This is a genomic window from Aliiroseovarius halocynthiae, assembly GCF_007004645.1.
Classification (GTDB): domain Bacteria; phylum Pseudomonadota; class Alphaproteobacteria; order Rhodobacterales; family Rhodobacteraceae; genus Aliiroseovarius; species Aliiroseovarius halocynthiae.
On sequence record NZ_ML660022.1, the window covers coordinates 115,809 to 137,296 of the forward strand.

Sequence of the window (21,488 nt, forward strand, 5' to 3'; positions counted from 1 at the left end):
TAACGTCTGGCTGGGTGAGATACCAGGTTGGGATGTCGATCACGTGCTGGGGTTGTACCCCAGTAAGCGAGTGAAAGGTGAAGTAGCTATGTTCAAATATAAAAGTCCGCTCAGCCGGCTGCTTGAAGGTAACACAAAAACTGAAGATCAAGACGACGCTCTTGAGGAAGAGCGTAACGAAGCCGAAGAAGAGCCCATTGCGGATCTGAACGCTCTTCGTCAGGTTCTTGCGGGTGGCAATCAAGCTGCTGAAGCCAAAGAAGAACCAGCCGAAATCACAGCGCCTGAACGCGCTGCGGTCGCCGAGGTCAAAGCCGAGGACATCACGCCTGTTACCGTTGAGGAAGACATTGCCGAAGTCGAAGCAACAGCTGCCCAGACCGAGGATGCAGGGGTCGACGTGATTGTAAACACGATCCTGGCAGAAGACGTTCCCAACTCGGCCGGGCCCAGCATCGCGCTGACCGAACCCACTGGGATCGCTGAAATCGCGCCGATCAAGGTCGAAGCCGCCCCGGCTGACGCCGAAATCGAACCGGAAGAGATTGCGGAGCCTGAGCCAGTTGCCGTGACCGAGCCCGTCGTCGAACCCGTTCCCGCCGCGACTCCTACGCAGGCACCTGCGGCTGAGGCTGAGGCGAAGATTGATCGCAGCGAACGCGTGAAGACCACCTTCCTGGGCTTTGAGCGCCCCGACGCACATGTACAGGACAGCATGGAAGCTGCACCTGTATCGAAGCGGGAAGTAGACCAGAACAGCTTCCCCGTAGGGTGGCTGGTCATCACCGAAGGTCCGGGGCGCGGCACCAGTTTTTCGCTGATTGAAGGCTTGGCTCAGCTTGGCCGCAATGACGACCAAGCCATCCAGCTTGACTTTGGTGACAATGGCATCTCGCGCGCGGGACACGCTGTTGTAGCCTATAACACTGAAGACCGAACCTGCTATCTGGGCCATGGAGGCAAAGCCAACTTGGTGCGCCTGAACGGCGGACCAGTCCTGAGCACCGTTCCCCTATCAAATGGTGACATGATCCGCATCAGCGACACGACGCTTCGGTTCGTAACGTTCTGCGGCGATAACTTTGACTGGCAGGACAAGTAAACTATGCTGGCAAACCCTGCATATGACATTGCCCTTGTGGCAGATCAAGGCAAGCGGGACACGCAGGAAGACGCGATCGCAGCGCGCTTCTTTGATGACCTTGATGCAGGATATGTCGTTGTCGCGGATGGTATGGGTGGTCATGACGCTGGGGATGTTGCCTCGGCGCTTGTGAAGACCACCTGGCAATCTGAACTGGACGGTATTCTTGAAGGTGGAGACTGCAAAGACGGTCATGTGGTTGAACAGCTAAACCAGGTGGTTTTGCGTGCCAACGACGCCGTTGCCAACTATCTTGACGAAAATGGATCCGAACTTCGTATGGGCTCGACCCTTCTTGGTGTGCTTTTGCGTGGCAAGCGGTTGAACTGGGTCTCGGTTGGGGATTCCCCGCTTTACCTGTGTCGCAACGGGTTCATGATGCGGATAAACGAAGACCACTCGATGGCCCCGATGATCGACGCGCAGATATCGGACGGCACTCTGTCTGAGGAAGAGGCACGCACCCATCCCGATCGTAACCAGCTGACATCGGTCATTATGGGTGCGCCCGTACCCAAGCTGGATTGCCCCGAGACGGCCGTCGAACTGGCCAAAGGTGACGTGCTTTTGGCGGCCAGCGATGGGCTTCAGTATCTCGAAGATGATCAGATTCAATCGTTGGCCATCAGCTATCGTGATCAGCCAGCCCGCGACCTTGCTGTAGCGCTTGTACAAGCCCTGCGTGCGAAGGCGCATCCTGATCAGGACAACACAACGATCGCAGTCATCAAACCGTTAAATATCTGAACTAAAGAATCTATTCTGAGGAACCACAAGAACTATGAGAAACCTCTTCTTCGCATCCGGTTTGGCAATTGCCGCAATGACAGGTTCTGCCGTCGCCCAAGAGGCTTGCTCGGACTATGTGGTCAAGCGAGGCGATAGCCTGCGCGAGATCTCGATGCGTGCATTTGGCACCACCGATTTCCGCAAAATCTATAACGCCAACAAGCAGGCGATCGGCAAAGACCCGAATATTATCCGTCTTGGGATGACACTGTCGATCCCGTGCGATGACAATTCTGTCATTCGAATCGTCACTGCAAACAGCGATGCCGAAAAAATGGCGCGTGAAATGTCAGCCGAGCTGATTGCCGCCGCCGAAGCTCGCGCCGCCACTGCGATCGCCGAGGCTGAAGCCCGCGTTGCAAGCGCCGAAGCTGCCGAAGCCGAAGCTCAGAAAGCCAGCGAAGCTGCCATTGCTGCAGCCAAGGCCGAGGCCACAGCTGCCAGTGAGGACGCTGTCGCTGCCGCTAAGGACGAGGCTGAGGCAGCCATTGCTGCTGCCAAGGCGGAACGTGAAGCTGCTATGGCCGCGGCTGCCGCCGAACGCGAAGCTGCTGTTGCCACCGCCAAAGCAGAAGCCGCCGCCGCCATCGAAGCTGCCCGCGCTGAAGGTGCCGCGCTGATCCGCGAAGCCGCCGCCCCCGCTGCATCGGCTGTGGACGAACGTCAAATCCTGCTGATCACCGGCGGCAACTATGCGCCCTTCACCGACGAAAATCTGCCCAATCGCGGCCTGTACACGAAGCTTGTGGAAACCGCATTCCTGCGCGCCGCACCCGAGCAATCATACAAGATTCAGTTTGTGAACGACTGGAGCTCGCATCTGGATCTGCTGATGCCGACGCTGGCCTTTGATGGCACATTCCCATGGTCGCGCCCGAACTGTGAAGAGGCCGATGCGCTGTCTGAAAAGGACCGCGCGCGTTGCGAGACCTACAACTTCTCAAACCCTTTCTATGAAGTGGTGGATACTTTCTTTGCGCAGGATGGATCTGGATACGAAGCCTCTCTAAGTTATGCAGATTTCGCCGGAGCACGGATCTGCCGCCCTGAAGGCTGGTCTTTGACCCATATGAATGCCGTCGGCCTGTATGAACCTGCAATCACGTTGGTCCGCCCGATTTCGCCCGACGACTGCTTTCATGCCATCGCAAATGGCACCGCTGATATCATCGCAATCGAAGCCCATCTGGCCGTCGAAGCAATCGGTCGGCTGGGTTATGAAGGCGTCATTATCGAGAACCCGAACCTTGCAGCAATCAAATCTCTGAACGTGATGACCCATGTGGACCACCCGGATGGGAAAACCGTTCTTGAGATGTTGAACCGCGGGTTGGACATCATGCAGCAATCTGGCGAGTGGCGAGACATCGTGTCGACTGCCCTGCGCCATCAAATGGACAACAGTTAAGGCCTTGCTGGTCAAAAATCTGGAGGATAGGAAATGCTTAAACAAACAGCAAAACAACTTGCAATCGCGACGACGGCGGCCATCGCATTGTCGGCAGGGGTGGCGAGTGCTCAGCAAGCCTGTAGCAACTACACCGTAGCTGATGGTGATACATTGGCGACGATCGCAATCGCTGCCTATGGGACATCTAACTACCAGCCAATCTTCAACGCGAACCGTAGCGGCATTACAAACCCAAACGCGCTCGAACCGGGACTGGTTCTGGCCCTTCCATGTGAAGACGGTAGCCTTCCTGACGGACGTTCGGCCCAAGAGATCATCGCCGCAGAAGAAAGCCGCTTTGCTCAGACAAAACGCTCTAGCACATACGAACCTCCGATCAAGCTGGTTACCGGTAATGGTTGGGCGCCATTTGCAGATGAATCGCTGAACGGCGGTGGCTTCATTACCCGTCTGGGCACCACCGCGCTGCAGCGGGGCGGCAACGCGCGCGACTTCTCGGTCAGCTTTGTTGACGATTGGAATTCACATCTCGACGTTTTGCTGCCTTTGGGTGCTTTCGACGTCTCTATGGCATGGGTGCAGCCTGACTGTACAAACCGCACCTATGAATGGTCGAAAGAGACTGAAGTACGTTGTACGCAGTTTGATGCCTCGGTTCCCGTCTACGATACTGTGTTTGGTGTCTATTCACTGCCGGATAGCTCCTATGCCGGAGCGACATCGTATGAACAACTGAAGGGTTCGACCGTTTGTCGCATGACCGGTTGGGGTTTGGCCGACCTGGAAGGCGCTGGTCTGCAAGCACCTGAAACCATCACGCTGCTTCAGCCTGTCACTGCACGCGAGTGTGTAGATGCCGTGCTGAACGGCACCGCGGATGTGGCCACCTTCGAAGTCCAGTTGATGTCGGATACTCTTTCCGAGATGGGGCTGACCGCCAATGATGTCGTCGAAAACCCCTTCGTGTCGACCGTTCAGTCGCTGCGCTTTATCGTGCACCGCTCGAACCCGTTTGGTCGCCAGTATCTGTCGATGCTGAACAAAGGTCTGAACGAGATGCGCGAGTCTGGTGAATGGTACGCTGTTGTGTCGGACACCCTGCGTGAGCACAATGAAAAGCTGATGGCTGCATCGAACTGATCACGCCTGATCTGAAAACAGAAACGGCCGGCATTGCGCCGGCCGTTTTTTGTTGGAATGCGCTCAGATGCTAGCTGCTTTGTGGCTCCGCGAAGCTCAACACCATATCGCGCAGAGTAACCAAACCACAGGCGGTCCCGTTTTCGATCACCAATGCCCGGCGATGATCCAAGCGTGACAACAGGCGTACGGCGTATTTGACGGCCATGTGGTCAGCAACAGTCAGGGCGGGCTTATCCATCACCTCGTACACATTCGTGCGGTCGAGCGATTTGTTCAGAGCAATCGCCCGTTCAGCGATCATATCGATCGAGACGATGCCATATTCATCATCCTCGTGACGCCGCTCGATCACCAGCGCGGTGACCCCTTTGGCGTCCATCTCGTTTACCGCATCCCGTACCGTTGCCAGACCGCTGATCATATAGATCGTGCCCTGCATCACATCGCGGACTTTCTTTTTGTTCTCGTCCATCACAAGTCCTCCTTGCTGATTTCCTCTTGGATCGACGCGATTTGCCCAGACAGGCCGATTGCGTCTTCAATATCCACTTGGAAGGCGACCCCTGTTCCGGGATCGTCATCAAAACGACAGGCTGCACCGATGCTTTCAAGGATCAGGCGGCTGTGGTGTTCTTCGACCAGAAACAGGATCACGTCGCGCTGCCCACCCACGGTCAGACCAAAGAAGGTCTTTGTCGGGTTCAACCCTTCGCCCCGCGCCGAGGTGATGACGGTACACCCGGTCGCGCCCTTTTCGCGGGCGGCCTCGATGGCGGTGTCCGTCAGTTCATCCTGTGTCATCACAATGATCAGTTTAAACTTCATGGTTCTCTCCTTGGCTGTCCTGATCGGCCTTGCGGCGCGACAACCAGTTGCTGATTTGGGCATAGCCCATCACGGTAATCATGGGAAACAGGCTGGCCAAAGCGATCAGGCCAAACCCATCCAGAAGGGGGCTGCGCCCCGGCACGGTGCTGGCCAATCCAAGGCCCAGCGCCGCCACCAACGGCACAGTCACAGTCGATGTCGTCACCCCGCCGCTGTCATAGGCCAGCGGGATGATCATGCGCGGGGCCATGAGGGTCTGGATCACGACGATCACATAGCCCACGATCATGTATTGATAGAGCGGCGTGCCCGTCACGATGCGGAACGTCCCAACCGCAAGGCTGATCGCCACGCCGAATGCGACGGCGATACGCAGCCCGTTGGCCTTCACCGCGCCACCAGATGCCTCTTGCGCCTTCAGAGCGACGGCGATCAGCGACGGCTCGGCAATCGTGGTCGCAAAGCCGATGGCGAAAGCGAAGATATAGACCCAATAGTAATCCAGCCATTCGACCGCTGCGCCGGGTTCAATCCCCAAGAAAGCCGGGTCGGTCAGCTGCGCAGCCATCTCGCGGCCCAGCGGGAACAGGGCAAGCTCCAGTCCAGACAAGAACAGCGCGAGGCCCAGAAGCACATAGAACATGCCCAGTGCAACCTTCTTGGTATGCGGGATCGGCTTGCGCAGGATGACAAGCTGGAACAGCAGCAGCACTGCCGCGATGGGCAGCACATCGCGCACAACGCTGAAGAAAGTCCACAAAAGGTCCGTCAGGATCGTGATCATGTCGCCACCACCAATCCGAACAGAAGCACGAAGATGATCGGCATCAGGGACGCAAAGGCGATCAACCCGAACCCGTCGATCATCGGGTTACGCCCCTTGATGACCGACGCCAGGCCAACGCCCAGAGCCGTTACGAGTGGAACGGTGATGGTCGAGGTCGTGACGCCCCCGCTGTCATAGGCGATACCGATGATTTCACGCGGAGCGATGGGGGTCAGGGCGACCACCATGATGTATCCTCCGATGATCAACCATTGGATCGGCCAGCCCATCAGGATGCGGAAGACGCCCAACACCAAGGACGCGCCGACGGATGCAGCCACGGTATAACGCAGGGCGGTCGCCATGAAGTTTAGCTCGGCCTCGCTTTGCCCGATCACACCAGCCTCGGACATCACGGTTGCGGCCTCGGCCCCGACGGCGATCAGGGCGGGCTCGGCCACCGTGGTGCCGAAGCCAAGGCTGAAGGCGAAAAGGACCAGCAGCGGAAGCGAGCCACGCAGGGCGAGCGCATTCGCAAGCGCTTCGCCCAGTGGGAAAAGTGCCATATCGAGGCCACGAATGAAAATCGTCAGGCCCAAAAGAACAAACAGGAAGCCCAGTGCGAACTGGCCCAGATTGTCGATGGGTTGCTGCAACACAACAAGCTGGAAGAAGCCCACGATCAAAAGGATCGGGGCAAGGTCACGGGCAGTGCCACCCAAATAGCCGAACAGCTTTCCAAGCGTATCGGTCATATGCCCCTTCCTGCGTTGCGCCATTGGTTATGCATTCATACCAATGATGTAACAGCCACATAGCAACAGGGCGAGCTATGATTGAAATCAAACCAACTGGACAAAAAAACACCCCCGGCCCGGCCGGGGGTGCGTGTATTCAGTCTGAGGCGTGGGTCAGTCGTTCGACCAGCCCGACACGGCTTTGACTTCAAGGAAGTCTTCGATCCCCATAATGCCGCCCTCGCGTCCGTTGCCAGATTGCTTATAGCCACCAAAGGGCGAGCCTGCGGCGCGCGAGGTGCCATTCATCTCGACCATACCCGAGCGCATTTGGCGGGCCACGCGGTTGGCGCGGGTGCCGTCTTGCGTCTGGATATAGTTGGTCAGGCCGTAAACCGTGTCATTGGCGATCTCGACGGCTTCTTCTTCCGTCTCGAACTTCATGATTGACAGAACAGGACCGAAGATTTCTTCGCGACCGATGGTCATGTCATTGGACACGTCGGCAAAGACGGTGGGCTTCACGAAGTAGCCTTTGTTCAAGCCATCAGGACGACCGGTGCCACCCGCGACAAGGCGTGCGCCTTCGTCGATGCCTTTCTGGATCAGGTCTTGGATCTTGTTCCACTGAAGCTCGTTCACGACGGGGCCGATATGGCGACCTTCTTCCGATGCGGGGCCCACCTGAACCTTGTTCGCCATTTCTGCCGCTTCTTCCACCACACGATCATAGATCGAACTTTGGACCAACATGCGCGAGGGTGCGTTACAGCTTTGGCCGGTGTTTTGCATCATGTGCTGAACCCCACGCTTCACGGCTTTGTCGTCCGCGTCCTCAAACAGGATGTTCGCCCCTTTACCGCCAAGTTCCAGCGCCACGCGTTTGATCGTGTCAGCAGCGGCTTTCGAAATGGCGATACCTGCGCGGGTCGAGCCGGTGAAGCTGACCATATCCACGTCAGGATGCGATGTCAGCTGGCTGCCAACGCCAACGCCGTCGCCGTTGACCATGTTATAAACGCCTGCGGGGGTGCCGGCTTCGTCCATGATCTCGGACCAAATGATCGAGGACAGCGGCGCGACCTCGGACGGCTTCAGAACCATGGTGCAACCGGCAGCAGCAGCGGCAACAACTTTCAGCGTCACCTGGTTCATCGGCCAGTTCCACGGGGTGATCAGCGCGGTCACGCCGACGGGTTCATAGAGCAGACGGTCATTCGGCGCACGATCGCTTAGCATCTTGTCGAATTCGAAATCTTTGAAGGCTCGGATGAAGTTCTTGATGTGCCAGCTGCCCGCACCCACTTGCGAGCTACGCGACAGATCAATCGGTGCGCCCATCTCAAGGCTCATCGCTTGGGCCAGATCTTCGGAACGGCGGTTGTAGATGTCGAAAATGCTTTCGATCAGCTCCAGACGCTCGGCCTTGGACGAAAAGCCCCAGGTCTTGAAGGCTTGCTTGGCGGCGGCCACGGCGGCATCCGTGTCGGCCTGATCACCAAGCGAAATGACCGCGCAGACCTCTTCGGTCGAGGGGTCAATCACATTGCAATCGTTTGCGGCAGCCGGAGCGACCCATTTGCCGTTGATATAAAAGTCGCGTTTCTCGATCATATTCCTGACTCCTTGGACGGGTTTGCGGGCACTGTGGCACCGTGGCGCTGATAGCGCAACCCGTGGAATAATAATTTGATCAAATTATAGATAGCGGGTCAATCCTAAAGCGGATCAGCGCCGATGATCCATGATGACAATATCGATCAACAAGCGACTTTCAGATGGCCACAAGCATATCTCAAGTACCAATCTGTAAGTATCGACAGCTGCCAGCTTTCCTGCGACAAGAATCGCATCGAACGTCAAATTTCTGGTTGAGATTCACATGGGCTATCGCGGTGATTATATAGCAACGCCACGCACACCTGAAGATGTCGCACTAGCGCTGGATTTAATCCTGCTTGGCCCCGCGGACGACCCATCAAATGCATCAGCGTGGATTGGACGTCTCAAGAACGGGTGGACGGTCTTCGTTCCAGATTGCGAGGGCTATTGCGATTTAATGCGCAATGCGCTGCGCGGGATGTCCGAAGACGTGGATGTTCTTGCCTGCTCGGTGAACGAGACCGTCATGTTTGCCGAGGCCACTGGGTATCACAAAGGCCTAAAACACTGGCATGTCTCGTACACGTCAGATGTAGAGCAGAACGAAGAACCGCTTGTCGAAGAGGGATTGTTACCAGCAAGCGCTGCTGCGCTGAAGTCAGCGCTTCGTGCGGAAACCGCCCCGTCAGAGGGTGACGACTTGTTTGAATACCCGATACGTATCTTCGAAAGCGAAACTGGGTATTGCTATGACGCGATCTATGATCTGGACGCGTTCGAAACGCTTCAACATGTTCAGCTAGACTCTGATGTTGATGCACATACCGGGCTTCTGAATCGCCTGATTGCAAGACACCCGCTGCTCGTACTGCTGCTGGGGTTCTTACTGGTGGTCGTATTTGGCGTATTTCTGAGTATCGCCGCCGAGAACGTACTGGATCCATTGATCTCGTTCGTCCTCGGCGATTGGGCTGACGTCTGCCTGTCTAACTGCGCGGATGACTGACTGCGCAGGCGGGGTTCAGTCAGAAAGCTGAGCAGCCTTCAGGGCTTTGGACAGAACCGCGCGGTCTCCGATATGGTTGGCCAAAACCAGCACAAGGCGCGCATTCAGCGCGTCGCTGTCTTCTTTCGACAGACCTTCATGCGCAGCCAGAAGCTCGGCATAGAAATCATCCACGCCGTCGATGTTCGGGGTCAGGATCAGATCAGTCATGGGGCTTACTCCTTACCGATAGCGCGACGGATCGCGGCACGGATCTGGTTTTCATCAAAGCTGGGGCGACGGGCAGCGACGTGCTGATCCGGGCGGATCAGATAGACGGCTTTGTCGTTGTCGCCCAAGTAGCGTTCACGCAAGGCACCGGACTTGTCGTCGGTAGTCGACAGGGCCAGACGGGTGACCTGGATGCCGGCTTCCTCGATCACATCGGGGGCGTCGGCGTCGATGGTCAGCAGGATGAACTTGTCGCCCAGCTTGTTCAGCAGGAAGTCATCCCCCAGCGGTGCATCGGGGCAGACCGAACCGGGACGCGAACGGGCGGGGCCGTCCAGCGCATCGGACGAATTCAGCGGCGAGCCATCATAGGTGCAGGGCACCGACAGACGACCCGAGTTCACCATGGGGCGGGCAAATTCGTGCTTCTCCGACAGGTCCAACACGGCGTCGCGTAGAAGGCGGCTCATCTCGGACTTGGGCGTGATGAAATCAGTCGACCGGGTCGAGTTCAGGATGTTCTCATCCGCGCCGTGGATCCGTTCGTCATTATAGCTGTCCAGCAGGCTCTCAGGCGCTTCACCGCGTATGACCATGCCCAGTTTCCAACCCAGATTGTCCACGTCCTGCATGCCCGAGTTCGCCCCGCGTGCACCGAAGGGCGACACTTGGTGTGCGGCGTCCCCGGCAAAGAACACGCGACCATGACGGAAGCTGTCCATGCGTTTGCATTGGAACGTATAGATCGAGGACCAGACCATGTCGTATTGCACGCCTTCACCAAGAAAGGCGTCCAGACGACGACGGATGTTTTCCTCTTTCATCTCTTCCTTGCGGTCGACATCCCAGCCGATCTGGAAGTCAACGCGCCAGACATCGTCGGGCTGCTTGTGCAGAAGGGTCGAGGCACCGCCGCCGTGGGAGGGTTCAAACCAGAACCAACGCTCGGTCGGGAAATTGTCGTTCTTCATCTTGATGTCGGCAATCAAGAAGCTGTCCTGAAAAACCTTCCCGGTAAAGTCCAGATCCAGCATCGTGCGCAGGGGCGAGGCGGCACCGTCGCAGCCGACCAGCCATTCAGCTTCCAGCGTATAGGGGCCGTCCGGCGTCATGATATGCAGCGTGACATAGTCGTCATGCACTTCGACCGAGTCCACGCGGTTTTTGCCGCGGATTTCGATCGGCGCGCCGTCCTTCTGCAGCTCTTCAAAGCGGTCCAGCTGGAAGCTTTCATAATAGGGCTGCTGCATGTTGATGAAGGCAGGGTATTCGTGGCCTTCTTCGGGCAGAAGATTGAATTCAAAGACCTGATCGTCCTTGTTGAACACCTTACCGATGTTCCACACGACGCCTTTGTCCACCATCGGCTTGCCGCAACCATAGCGGCCTGCGACTTCAAGGCAGCGCTTGGCAAAGCAAATCGCACGCGAGCCCATGCCGACACCTTCGTGGTCGTCCAGCACCAGCGTCGGAATGCCTTGGCGACCAAGGTCCAGCGCTGTGGCCACGCCAACCGGTCCTCCTCCCATCACCACGACGGGATGACGCACAGGCGTTGCCGCATCCTGATCGGCAGATTTCTTGTAGGGATAGCGCTTATAGGCAAGCGTGTATCTATCATCGAACATCGGGTTCTCCTCCGGCTGCGCGCGTTTCGGGCGGGGTCCGGTCCTCGTGACCGAACCCCGAAGGTCTTAGCCCTGAAGGGCGGCCCACATGTCCAGATCGCGCTGTGCGGTCCAGATACGGGGGGTGTCGATGCCGCGGGCTTCGTCATAAGCGCGGGCAACGTTGAAAGGCAGGCAGTGTTCATAGATCGCGTAGTCTGCGAACTTTGGGTCACATTCGGCACGGACCGCGTCCCATGCTTCTTTCAGCGACCCACCACGTGCGGCCACTTTGGCGGCCGGGGCGTAGGTGCTGTAAACGAAGTCGCGGGTGCTTTCGATGGCGCGTTCAACGGCTTCTTTGCCGATCAGGGCTCCGCCACGACCGGGCGCGATGGCGTCGACGTCGAAGGACGCGATGTTGTCCAGCGTGTCACCCCAATCCGAGAAGTGACCATCGCCACAATAGCAGGCCGAGTGGTCTTCCACGATGTCGCCGGTGAACATGACGTTCTGGTCCGGCACGTGGATCACGATGTCGCCCGAGGTGTGAGCGCGACCCAGATGCATCAGATCGATGCGGCGGTTGCCCAGATAGACGGTCATATCGTCCGAGAAGGTGGTGGTCGGATAGGTCAGGCCGGGGATCGACTCGTGGCCTTCGAACAGGCGCGGGAAGCGCTGGAATTCGCTGTCCCAGTCTTCCTGACCGCGTTCGACAACCATCGCGCGGGCTTGGTCGCCCATGATGATCTGATCGGCACCATAGGCCGACGCACCCAGCACGCGCACGGCGTGATAGTGGGTTAGAACCACGTGGCTGATCGGCCTGTCGGTCACCGAACGCACGCACTCGATCACCTTGTTGGCCAGACGTGGGGTCGCCTGAGCTTCTACGATCATGACGCTGTCGTCGCCAATGATCACGCCCGAGTTCGGATCGCCCTCGGCGGTGAAGGCATAAAGCCCTTCACCGATCTGGTCGAAGGTGATTTTCTTTTCGGTCATGTCGCCTTGCGACGCGAATGCCTTTGCCATGGGGTTAGTCCTTTATGCGATAGTCGATTTGAAGCATGCCGCCGCCATGAGATTGGCTGGAGACAAATGTGAGGTTGTGTTGTGGTCCGTCCGTGAACAGCTTCCGCCCGCCGCCAAGAATGGTCGGCATCACGAAGACGCGCAGGGTGTCAAACATGCCCGCATCCAGCGCGGCGCGTTGGGTTGCGCCGCCACCCATAACCCAGACCTTCTTGTGCCCGGCCTTTTCGATGGCTTTGCGAAGGGTCTGGATGTCTCCAGCAGCGGTGACGTGATCGGCGGTATAATCCGCCTGATGGGTCAGGACATAGCTGGCGCGATCCTCATAGGGCCAGCCCCAACCAAGCACCTGTTCATGGGTTTCTCGTCCGGTGATCAACGCATCCACATCCGCGATGAAATCACCATAGCCACCGTCGCCACCATCGGCCGCAACGGCTTCGTTGAACGGATCAAGCCATGCCACGCCACCGTCGGGGGTGGCGATGTAGCCGTCAAGGCTTGTGGCGATGTATCCAACGTACTGGGTCATGTTCACCTTACTAGACATGGGCGCAGGATAGTGGTTCCTTGCCCCTATGTTTGATCGTCGTTTTCTGCCCTACTGGGGCGTTGCCTTTGTCACCCTCGCCACGCTGGTTACCCTGCTGGCGATGGGTCGTAATTTCTCATGCCCCTGCGGCTATACCCTGCTGTGGTATGCCGGGGACGATAGTGGCCAGGGGTCGCAGCATCTGCTGGACTGGTATTCCCCCAGCCATCTGATCCACGGGTTCCTGTTTTACGGCGCGACCTTCCTTCTGATGCGCCGCTTCGCGCTTGGCTGGCGGCTGTTGGTGTCCACCATTGTCGAAGGCGCGTGGGAGGTGGCCGAAAACACCGAGGCCGTGATCCAGCGTTATCGCGAATTCACCGTGTCGGGCGAATACTGGGGCGACAGCGTGGTGAACTCGGCCGCGGATTTGGCGGCCATGTTCCTTGGCTTCTGGCTGGCGCTTCGCCTGCCGATCTGGGTCAGCCTTCTGATCGTTGTCGGCTTCGAAGTGCTGACCACTTTCCTGATCCGCGATGGGCTGACGCTGAACATCATCATGCTGCTGGCACCATCCGAGGCGATCCTCGAATGGCAAAGCGCAGGGGGATGATGCCCAGCCACCCATTTACTTGGGCCAGTTGACAGCAGGCAGAATCTGCCCGACGCAATCGCCAAAGCCGATCTGGAAACCGTCGCCCTTGGCAGCACCGCGCAGGGTCAGGGTATCGCCGTCCTCGATGAAGGTACGGGTTTCGCCGGTGTCGAGCGTGAACGGCTCGCGGCCCGCCCAACTCATCTCCATCAGTGACCCGTACTCGGTCTTCGTCGGACCCGAGATTGTGCCGGACCCAAGCAAGTCGCCAACATTCATCGCGCAACCGCCGATGGCGTGGTGGCACAGCTGCTCGGCGGCGGAATAATACATGCGGGTGTAGTTGGTTTCGCCAACGACGCTTGCCTTGTCAGCACCTTCAGGCTGCATCAGCACCTGAAGCTCGATGTCATAAAGGCCGTCCTTGGAGCCATCCAGATAGGGCAGCAGCTCTTTCTCACGCTCGGGCGTCGGGGCGCGGAACTCCTCCAGTGCGGCCGCGGTGACGATCCACGGGGAAATCGAGGTGCCAAACGCCTTGCCTTGGAACGGGCCCAGCGGCTGGTATTCCCAACCTTGGATGTCGCGCGCGGACCAGTCGTTCAGCAGTACATAGCCGAAGATCATGTCGTCGGCTTCGTCGACGGTGATCGGCTGGCCGAACTCAGAAGGCTTACCAACGATGGCCCCCATTTCAAGCTCGATATCCAAACGCATCGAGGGGCCAAAGCTGGGCATCTCGGCATCCGGCGCTTTGCGCTGACCATTGGGGCGGTGGATTGGGGTGCCCGAGATCACGACGGACGACGCGCGGCCATTATAGCCGATGGGGATGTGCAACCAGTTGGCGGGCAGATCGGGCGAGCCACGCAGGATCGCACCCATGTTCGCAGCGTGCTGACGACCGGCGTAGAAGTCGGTGTATTCCGACACAAGGAACGGCATGTGCAGCTCTGCGTCGGCTTGGGCCACCAGCAGAGGCTCAACCGCGTCACGCTCGGGCGAGCCTTCGGACAGCAACTGCCCCAAACGGGCGCGCAGGGCGGACCATGCGTCCGATCCCAGCTCCATCAGCTCGTTCCAGAAGGGAACGTCGAAGACGGGCTCGTCACCAATCTCGATCAGGCCAGCCTCTTCGGCGGCCTGCATATCAAGGATCATATCCCCGATGGCCACACCACAACGTGGCTCGCTGTCAGCGGTCGAGAACACGCCGTAGGGCAGGTTGTTCAGGGGAAAGGGGGTCTCGGCAGAGTTCGCACTGTCCACCCATGACTTTTTCAGTTGGCTCATGATGTCCTCATTCGGCATCCGGCTGTGCCTCGGGTCGCGCATCGGCGAAGGCGGGCAAAGCCAGACAGGTTTCTTCAATTTCGGTCAGACGGGCAAAAGGCGTCATATCCACGCCCCAGCGATGCCCGTTATAAAGCTGCGAAACAAGGCAGATATCGGCAAGCGTTGGCGTGTCACCAAAGGCAAAGCGCGTGCCCCGTGGCAACATGGCCTGAAACGCGGTCAGACCTTCATTCATCCAATGAACCATCCAACCCACACTGTCAGCTTTGCTATGCCCCATTCCGTCCAGATGCTGCACAACGCGCAGGTTATTCACCGGATGGATATCCAGCGCGATCACATGCGCCGCGGCCATCACCTTGGCCCGCGCAATTGGATCCGCCGGCAGAAGCGCCGGGTCGGGATAGGTACGGTCAAGATAATCAAGGATTGCCAGTGATTGGGACAGCGTGGTGCCATCCTCAAGCTCTAACACAGGAACACCCTTACCGGGGTTCATCGCCTGATACTCGGCGCTGCGTTGCTCGCCTTTCACCAGATTGACCGGATGACTTTCAAACGGCACACCCTTCAGGTTCAGCGCGATGCGCACCCGATAGGATGTAGTCGACCGCCAATAAGTATAGAGTTTCACCTTGTCCTCCTAAAGGCTAATAACCATGCCATCGCGCCCGATCCGAACCGTCCCGCGAAAGGTGCCTTCCAGCTCGGCAAGCCAATGTTCCTTGGTAAACTCGGGGTCGTCCGAAGGCACTAGATGATTCAACGCTAATACTTTCACGTTCGCCGCGTTCGCAATACGTCCAGCCTCAGCGGCCGGGGTGTGCGAACGCAGCAAGTGCTTTTTCAGACGATCATCACCGTTCCCCACGCGGGCACATAGCGCATCAACGCCTGCTGTCAGCATCGCCTCGTGCACCAAAATATCTGCGTCACGCGCGAAATCGACCATGGACGGTATCGCCGCCGTATCGCCCGAAAACACGACAGAATGCACCGCCCCCTCAACCCGCAACGCATAGCTTTCATCGATCGGCGGGTGTTCGTTGCGCATGGCAGAAATGTTAAGTGATGTGCCTGTATCCACATCACCTTCGGCCAGCAACCGTAGATCAATCAGATCTCTCAGATCTGGACGGCCTTCATCCTCGATCCGCAGGTCGATATCTTCAGCCATTGAGGCAAAGAAGCCTTCGAAGTAACGCGCCAGCCCTGCGGGACCGACGACCATCACAGGGCGTTTCAACCCAGCGGTCCATGCAGTGTGCAGTAGCGGACCAAGCTCAAGATAATGATCCGAGTGCAGGTGTGTGATCACGATCAACTCGATCATGTCCAGTGCCACCCCCTGCCCGATCACACCCTGCGACACGCCCAGTCCGCAATCAATGACTACCACGTGGCCATCCATCTGCAATAGATGCGAAGTCGGCATAGGCGACCCCGGTCGAATTGCTGGGCCACCTTTGACCCCAAGGAGAGCAATCTCTGTCATCGTTACCAATCTCCTTCGGGAGTGCCGTTGAATTTCTTCTCAAGACTATCCCAGCAGTCGATATAGTCGTCCTGCAACGGGGCTTCGTTTGCGGCGAAGGCAGTCAGATGCTGCGGGAAGCGGGTCTCGAACATGAAGGACATGGTGTTGTCCAGCTTTTCCGGGCCAAGGTTCGAATTCGAGGCACCCTCGAACGCATCCCGGTCCGGCCCGTGCGGCAGCATCATGTTATGCAAGGACACACCACCGGGGACGAAGCCCTGCGGCTTGGCGTCATACTGGCCGTAGATGTTGCCCATCAGCTCGGACATGATGTTCTTGTGATACCACGGCGGACGGAAAGTGTTCTCGGCCACCATCCAGCGTTCGCGGAATAGAACGAAGTCGATATTCGCGGTGCCGGGCTGGCCCGAAGGCGCCGTCAGCACGGTGAAGATCGAGGGGTCCGGATGATCAAACAGGATCGCGCCAACCGGGCAGTATGTGGTCAGGTCGTACTTGTAGGGCGCGTAATTGCCGTGCCATGCGACCACATCCAGCGGCGACTGACCAATTTCCGTTTTGTGGAACTGGCCGCACCATTTGATGGTGATGGTCGACGGCACTTCGCGGTCCTCATAAGCTGCAACAGGGGCTTTGAAGTCACGCGGGTTCGCCATGCAGTTGGCACCAATGGGGCCACGGCCCGGAAGCTCGAATGTCTGACCGTAGTTTTCGCAGACGAAACCGCGTGCGGGACCTTCCAACAGTTCCACACGATAGACAAGACCACGCGGGATGATGCCGATTTCTTGAGGGGCAAGGTCGATGATGCCAAGTTCCGTATAGAAGCGCAGCTTGCCCTCCTGCGGCACGACCAGAAGCTCGCTATCGGCCGAGAAGAAATAGTCGTCCACCATGGATTCAGTGACCAGATAGACGTGGCTGGCCATGCCGACCTGCGTGTTCACATCGCCGGCGGTGGTCATCGTGCGCATGCCCGTGATCCAGTTCAGACCCTCGGTCGTCGGCACAGGATCCCAGCGATACTGGCCCAGCGAAATCACGTCCGGATCCACGCAGGGCGCAGACTTCCAGTACGGCATGTCGATTTTGGTGTAACGGGCCGAGTGCTTCACCGACGGACGGATGCGGTAACACCATGTCCGCTCAGGCGGGTTCGCGGTGAAAGCGGTGCCGGACAGCTGCTCGCCATACAGGCCATATTCGCATTTCTGCGGGCTGTTCATACCTTGAGGCAACGCGCCGGGCAGAGCCTCGGTTTCGAAATCATTTGCCCAACCGGGCATATAATGTGTTTCGGTGCCAACGGCGGACACCGCGCGGTTCATCTCGCGCGAGGGGCTGTGCTTATTCATATGTCGATCCGTTTCAATGCCCAGATGGGCCGTCCTGTTGCCCTGTGATTTTATCGTTGCATGTGAAATGAAGTCAAGGAAAAGGGAAGCTTCACATGCGAAGTATTGGAATGGCAACAATTTGAACAGTTAAGCCGATGGAAACTTGCGTCTGCTATCCATGACCCCGGGTGAAAAATGAGGTGGTGGGATGCGTTCGAATGAGCGAGCTCCGGTAATTATCAAGAAAGTGAAGAAGGTCAGCGGTGATGGCCATCACGGCGGCGCATGGAAAGTTGCCTATGCGGACTTCGTGACGGCGATGATGGCGTTTTTTCTTCTGATGTGGCTTTTGAACGCCACGACCGAAAAACAACGCAAGGGCATCGCAGATTACTTTAGCCCAACGATCCCAATCACCCGTGTTTCAGGTGGTGGAAGTGGCTCGTTCGGTGGCGACAGCGTGCTCAGCGAAGAAAGCCTGTCGCAGACCGGCACGGGTGGGCAACCTCGTGATCCTGCCAATACCGAAGGCGGTAAGCAGGCAGATGGTGCTGGGGCGGAAGGCGAAAAGGAAACTGCCAAGCTGAAAGAGGTCGAAGTGATGCTGCAAAGCCGGTCCGGCGAAAGCATGGCCACCGACCAGATGCAGCGGCATATTGTAACCAAAGTGACGGACGAAGGTCTGTTGGTCGAAGTGTTCGCCCTTGACCACGCTCCGCTATTTCATGCAGGCACCGCCACGCCAACGCGTCTTATGGAAGACATTCTGGCAACGATTGCCGAGGTCTTTCAGCTGGCCAAGAACGGCGTCGCCATCGAAGGGCACGTCGCTGCACAGCCAGTCGTCATTGCCGAAAACACCGCGTGGCAGCTGTCGTCCAATCGCGCAGACCGGGTTCGAAGCATTTTCGAATCGCTTGTCGATTCGCCCAAGAAAGTGCAGCGCGTGACCGGTCATGCGGACCGAGAGCCCGCTGCGACCAATGTAATGGCGGTGCGCAATAACCGGGTCGAACTGATCTTGCTTCGTTCGAAAAGGTAATGAAATCATAACCTAAGGGGAAATCTCTGCAAATCCTGTCCCTATTAGGCGGCTGTTAAGGACACATGGTCCAGTCTGGTCCCGACCAGAGGTAGATGCAGCAGAAAGGCGCACCATGACGATTTCCTCCTCTCTCAGTGCCGGCGTGTCCGGACTGAACGCACATGCGACGAAACTTGCAACGATTTCGGACAATATCGCCAACTCGTCGACTTTCGGATACAAACGGGCCACAGCAGATTTCCAAAGCCTTGTCATTGGCGGGCATGCTGGGGCTGGCACCTATTCCGCGGGTGGCGTGCGCACCACAACTCAGCGCTTGATCGACGAACACGGGCCGCTGATTCCCACGTCAAATCCCATGGACATCGCAATTGGCGGGCGCGGCATGCTGCCCGTTACGCACGAAGTTCATGCTGCTTCAAATCCGGGTGAACGTCCGATGATGATGACCACAACGGGGTCTTTTCGAACAGATTCCGAAGGGGTTCTGAAAACTGAAACGGGGCTTGTTCTGCTGGGCTGGCCCGCAGACGCAGATGGCAATGTGGGAACATTTCCACGTGACACAGGTGTCGGGTTGGAACCGGTTGTCATCAACGCCAACCAAACGGCAGGTGATCCAACCACCAATATGAAACTGGGTGTGAATTTGCCAGCCGTCGAAACCGGAGCAGGATCCCCGGGCACCCCGCTTCCTCTGTCGGTCGAATATTTCGGCAACCTTGGCACCTCGGAAACGCTGGATTTCACCTTCACACCAACAGTACCTGGCACCGGATCGTCCAACACCTGGACCATGCAGATCTCGGACAGCGCGTCGAACGGGGCTGTGATTGGCGAATACACCCTGGTCTTTGATGACAGTCGCGCGGATGGGGGCACATTGGCCTCGGTCACAGTAGTGTCTGGCGGAGCCTATAACGCGACTGAAGGCACTTTGGATCTGACCGTCGCGGGCGGCCCGTTATCCTTAACGATCGGCGGCATTGGCGACCCCAATGGCTTGACCCAGCTGTCCGACAGTTTCGCACCTGTCGCTATTACGAAAAACGGCTCTCCGGTTGGGAACCTTACCGCGGTCCAGATCGACGAACACGGATATATCAAGGCCACTTACGATACTGGGTTTATCCGCACGATCTATCAGGTGCCTTTGGTGGACGTGTCGAACCCAAACGGGCTGATGTCCATCTCGAGCCAAGCTTATCAGGTGTCACCAGACAGCGGGTCTTTCTTCATGTGGGATGCCGGTGACGGCCCAACGGGAGAGGTCGTTGGCTTCGCCCGTGAAGGGTCAACCACAGACGTGGCTGGTGAACTAACCAACCTGATCCAGACGCAACGCGCCTATAGCTCGAACGCGAAGGTCATCCAGACCGTCGACGAGATGCTACAGGAAACAACCAACATCAAACGCTGATCTAGGGATGGAAAGTAGCTTCCAATGACCATCTCGGGCGCCCTTCACAATGCATTGACTGGACTGAACGCCAATGCGCGCGCAGCACAGCTGGTGTCTTCGAACGTCGCCAATGCGATGACCGAGGGGTATGGCGCCCGATCACTAGAGCTTTCGTCGCGCACATTGGGCGGCGCGCCGTCCGGGGTTGTCATCGAAGGTGTGTACCGCCACGAGGATGCGCAGCTGCTGGGGGATCGGCGCATGTCCGATGCGGCAATGGGTCATGGCAATACCCGCTCCAACTTCCTGGCCGGGCTCGGAAAAGCATTGGGAAGCCCGGATCAACCAGGGTCTTTATCCGGGCGCATGGCCCAGTTCGAGGCCGCGCTAACCGAAGCCGCCGCCCGCCCCGACAGCGAAGCAACTCTGAATGCCAGTCTGAACGCTGCGCGCAATGTCGTGACGCATCTGAAAGCGACTTCAGACCACATTCAGGCGGCGCGCCTATCCGCAGATGGCGCCATCGCGCAAGAGGTTACGCAGCTCAATCAGGGCCTGAAAGACGTGCAAGGCCTGAACACCAAGATTCGGGTGGCGCAGTCACGCGGCGCTGATCCTTCAGGCTTGATGGATCAGCGCCAACAAGCGATCGATGCTCTGTCATCAATCATCCCGATCAAACAGGTGCCCCGCGATGGCAATCAGGTTGCATTAATCTCAAGCGGCGGGGCCATTCTGCTGGACGGCGTGCCGGCAGAGCTTGCGTTCTCGACCGTCAACATGATCGTGCCCGAGATGACGCAGGCCAGCGGTGCCTTGTCCGGCCTGACAATCAACGGTCAAGCGATCGATACGGGCGCCGACCGCAATGCCATCGCAGGCGGTTCCTTAGCTGCGCATTTCCAAGTTCGCGATGATCTGGCCATCACCGCTCAGGAACAGGTTGATGCCTTCGCCCGTGATCTGGTCGAACGGTTTCAGGATCCCGCACTGGACGCTACGCGCGCACCGGGCGCTGCTGGCCTGTTCACAGATGCAGGCGCATTGTTTGATCCGGCTGACGAAGTGGCGCTCAGCACGCGGCTGACATTGAACCCGGCAGTCGACCCCACCCAAGGCGGCGCTCTGTGGCGCTTGCGTGACGGGTTGGGGGCTGCCACCCCCGGCAATGTGGGCAATGCCACGCTTCTGGGTGACATGATAGATGCACTTGATGCGCCCAAAGTGGCCGCTTCAGGTGGATTTTCTGGCATCGCACGATCTGCGTCTGGTCTGGCGGCTGATCTTCTGAACAAGATCACCGGTACCCGCGAGCAAACCGAAACGCGGCTAAGTTTTGACACGGCACAAAATGACAGCCTGCGCCAGATGGAACTGGCGCAGGGCGTTGATACGGATGCAGAAATGCAAAAACTGCTGGTGATCGAACAAGCCTTCGCGGCAAACGCGCAAGTGGTCACGGCGGCGGATGAAATGATGCAGCTTTTGTTGGGAATGTAAGG

The 21,488-nt window shown here is 57.9% G+C and carries 22 protein-coding genes; 9 read left to right on the plus strand and 13 right to left on the minus strand.

The annotated features are described in order from the left end of the window. Nucleotides 1-88 precede the first annotated feature (88 nt). Genes FIL88_RS12100 through FIL88_RS12115 form a run of 4 tightly spaced genes read left to right on the plus strand, consistent with a single transcriptional unit; the run spans nucleotide 89 to nucleotide 4,484 of the window. Complete coding sequence (locus FIL88_RS12100) at nucleotides 89-1,102, plus strand: FHA domain-containing protein (RefSeq protein WP_142854133.1); 1,014 nt, start codon at nucleotides 89-91, stop codon at nucleotides 1,100-1,102. A 3-nt stretch (nucleotides 1,103-1,105) separates the two neighbouring features. After that, entirely contained in the window at nucleotides 1,106-1,891 is a 786-nt protein-coding gene (locus tag FIL88_RS12105) for a PP2C family protein-serine/threonine phosphatase (RefSeq protein WP_142854134.1), read from the plus strand. A gap of 34 nt (nucleotides 1,892-1,925) precedes the next feature. After that, complete coding sequence (locus tag FIL88_RS12110; RefSeq protein WP_142854135.1) at nucleotides 1,926-3,341, plus strand: LysM peptidoglycan-binding domain-containing protein; 1,416 nt, start codon at nucleotides 1,926-1,928, stop codon at nucleotides 3,339-3,341. A gap of 33 nt (nucleotides 3,342-3,374) precedes the next feature. After that, nucleotides 3,375-4,484 carry a LysM peptidoglycan-binding domain-containing protein gene (locus tag FIL88_RS12115; RefSeq protein WP_142854136.1) on the plus strand — a complete coding sequence of 370 codons (1,110 nt, stop codon included), beginning with the start codon at nucleotides 3,375-3,377 and terminating at the stop codon, nucleotides 4,482-4,484. A gap of 70 nt (nucleotides 4,485-4,554) precedes the next feature. On the opposite strand, the gene FIL88_RS12120 is transcribed toward FIL88_RS12115, so the two are convergent. The 5 genes from FIL88_RS12120 to FIL88_RS12140 all read right to left on the minus strand — a co-directional run bounded on the left by FIL88_RS12120 (nucleotide 4,555) and on the right by FIL88_RS12140 (nucleotide 8,432). Then, nucleotides 4,555-4,959, minus strand: a complete 405-nt coding sequence (locus tag FIL88_RS12120; protein WP_142854137.1) for a CBS domain-containing protein — start codon at nucleotides 4,957-4,959, stop codon at nucleotides 4,555-4,557. Beyond that, nucleotides 4,959-5,312, minus strand: coding sequence for a P-II family nitrogen regulator (locus FIL88_RS12125; RefSeq protein WP_142854138.1), 354 nt, complete (start codon nucleotides 5,310-5,312; stop codon nucleotides 4,959-4,961). The genes FIL88_RS12120 and FIL88_RS12125 overlap by 1 nt, the downstream gene beginning before the upstream one ends. Beyond that, nucleotides 5,302-6,099: a DUF1538 domain-containing protein gene (locus tag FIL88_RS12130; RefSeq protein WP_142854139.1), complete on the minus strand. Its 798-nt coding sequence runs from the start codon at nucleotides 6,097-6,099 to the stop codon at nucleotides 5,302-5,304. The genes FIL88_RS12125 and FIL88_RS12130 overlap by 11 nt, the downstream gene beginning before the upstream one ends. Next, the gene (locus tag FIL88_RS12135) at nucleotides 6,096-6,836 is read right to left on the minus strand and encodes a DUF1538 domain-containing protein (protein ID WP_142854140.1); all 741 of its coding nucleotides are present in this window, start codon (nucleotides 6,834-6,836) and stop codon (nucleotides 6,096-6,098) included. The genes FIL88_RS12130 and FIL88_RS12135 overlap by 4 nt, the downstream gene beginning before the upstream one ends. A gap of 156 nt (nucleotides 6,837-6,992) precedes the next feature. Beyond that, nucleotides 6,993-8,432 (minus strand): aldehyde dehydrogenase family protein, encoded by a 1,440-nt coding sequence (locus FIL88_RS12140; RefSeq protein WP_142854141.1) that lies wholly within the window; start codon nucleotides 8,430-8,432, stop codon nucleotides 6,993-6,995. A gap of 268 nt (nucleotides 8,433-8,700) precedes the next feature. Here FIL88_RS12140 and FIL88_RS12145 point away from each other — a divergent pair, with 268 nt between their 5' ends. Beyond that, entirely contained in the window at nucleotides 8,701-9,426 is a 726-nt protein-coding gene (locus tag FIL88_RS12145; RefSeq protein ID WP_142854142.1) for a hypothetical protein, read from the plus strand. 15 nt (nucleotides 9,427-9,441) lie between these two features. Here the strand turns inward: FIL88_RS12145 and FIL88_RS12150 are convergent, their stop codons facing one another. The 4 genes from FIL88_RS12150 to FIL88_RS12165 form a co-directional block, all read right to left on the minus strand. Then, complete coding sequence (locus tag FIL88_RS12150) at nucleotides 9,442-9,636, minus strand: DUF2783 domain-containing protein (protein WP_142854143.1); 195 nt, start codon at nucleotides 9,634-9,636, stop codon at nucleotides 9,442-9,444. 5 nt (nucleotides 9,637-9,641) lie between these two features. Next, complete coding sequence (locus FIL88_RS12155; protein WP_142854144.1) at nucleotides 9,642-11,264, minus strand: FAD-dependent oxidoreductase; 1,623 nt, start codon at nucleotides 11,262-11,264, stop codon at nucleotides 9,642-9,644. 66 nt (nucleotides 11,265-11,330) lie between these two features. Beyond that, nucleotides 11,331-12,281, minus strand: a complete 951-nt coding sequence (locus tag FIL88_RS12160; RefSeq protein ID WP_142854145.1) for an MBL fold metallo-hydrolase — start codon at nucleotides 12,279-12,281, stop codon at nucleotides 11,331-11,333. A 4-nt stretch (nucleotides 12,282-12,285) separates the two neighbouring features. Beyond that, nucleotides 12,286-12,813, minus strand: a complete 528-nt coding sequence (locus tag FIL88_RS12165) for a dihydrofolate reductase family protein (protein ID WP_185960930.1) — start codon at nucleotides 12,811-12,813, stop codon at nucleotides 12,286-12,288. Nucleotides 12,814-12,859: 46 nt separating this feature from the next. Between FIL88_RS12165 and FIL88_RS12170 the strand changes: the two genes are divergently transcribed. Then, nucleotides 12,860-13,426 carry a DUF2585 family protein gene (locus FIL88_RS12170; protein WP_142854147.1) on the plus strand — a complete coding sequence of 189 codons (567 nt, stop codon included), beginning with the start codon at nucleotides 12,860-12,862 and terminating at the stop codon, nucleotides 13,424-13,426. 15 nt (nucleotides 13,427-13,441) lie between these two features. Here the strand turns inward: FIL88_RS12170 and fahA are convergent, their stop codons facing one another. Genes fahA through hmgA form a run of 4 tightly spaced genes read right to left on the minus strand, consistent with a single transcriptional unit; the run spans nucleotide 13,442 to nucleotide 17,557 of the window. Beyond that, nucleotides 13,442-14,701 (minus strand): fumarylacetoacetase, encoded by a 1,260-nt coding sequence (gene fahA, locus FIL88_RS12175; RefSeq protein ID WP_142854148.1) that lies wholly within the window; start codon nucleotides 14,699-14,701, stop codon nucleotides 13,442-13,444. Nucleotides 14,702-14,708: 7 nt separating this feature from the next. Continuing rightward, entirely contained in the window at nucleotides 14,709-15,338 is a 630-nt protein-coding gene (gene maiA, locus FIL88_RS16720; protein WP_185960931.1) for a maleylacetoacetate isomerase, read from the minus strand. Nucleotides 15,339-15,347: 9 nt separating this feature from the next. Next, on the minus strand, nucleotides 15,348-16,199 hold the full coding sequence (locus FIL88_RS16725; protein WP_185960932.1) for an MBL fold metallo-hydrolase: 852 nt from the start codon (nucleotides 16,197-16,199) through the stop codon (nucleotides 15,348-15,350). A 2-nt stretch (nucleotides 16,200-16,201) separates the two neighbouring features. Then, a complete protein-coding gene (gene hmgA / locus FIL88_RS12185; protein WP_142854149.1) occupies nucleotides 16,202-17,557 on the minus strand; it encodes a homogentisate 1,2-dioxygenase in 1,356 nt (451 codons plus the stop codon). 190 nt (nucleotides 17,558-17,747) lie between these two features. Here hmgA and FIL88_RS12190 point away from each other — a divergent pair, with 190 nt between their 5' ends. The 3 genes from FIL88_RS12190 to flgK all read left to right on the plus strand — a co-directional run bounded on the left by FIL88_RS12190 (nucleotide 17,748) and on the right by flgK (nucleotide 21,486). Next, nucleotides 17,748-18,581: a flagellar motor protein MotB gene (locus tag FIL88_RS12190; protein ID WP_142854150.1), complete on the plus strand. Its 834-nt coding sequence runs from the start codon at nucleotides 17,748-17,750 to the stop codon at nucleotides 18,579-18,581. A 115-nt stretch (nucleotides 18,582-18,696) separates the two neighbouring features. Then, nucleotides 18,697-20,004 carry a flagellar hook protein FlgE gene (locus FIL88_RS12195; protein ID WP_142854151.1) on the plus strand — a complete coding sequence of 436 codons (1,308 nt, stop codon included), beginning with the start codon at nucleotides 18,697-18,699 and terminating at the stop codon, nucleotides 20,002-20,004. Between the two features lie 24 nt (nucleotides 20,005-20,028). Continuing rightward, the gene (gene flgK, locus FIL88_RS12200) at nucleotides 20,029-21,486 is read left to right on the plus strand and encodes a flagellar hook-associated protein FlgK (RefSeq protein WP_142854152.1); all 1,458 of its coding nucleotides are present in this window, start codon (nucleotides 20,029-20,031) and stop codon (nucleotides 21,484-21,486) included. Nucleotides 21,487-21,488 lie beyond the last annotated feature (2 nt).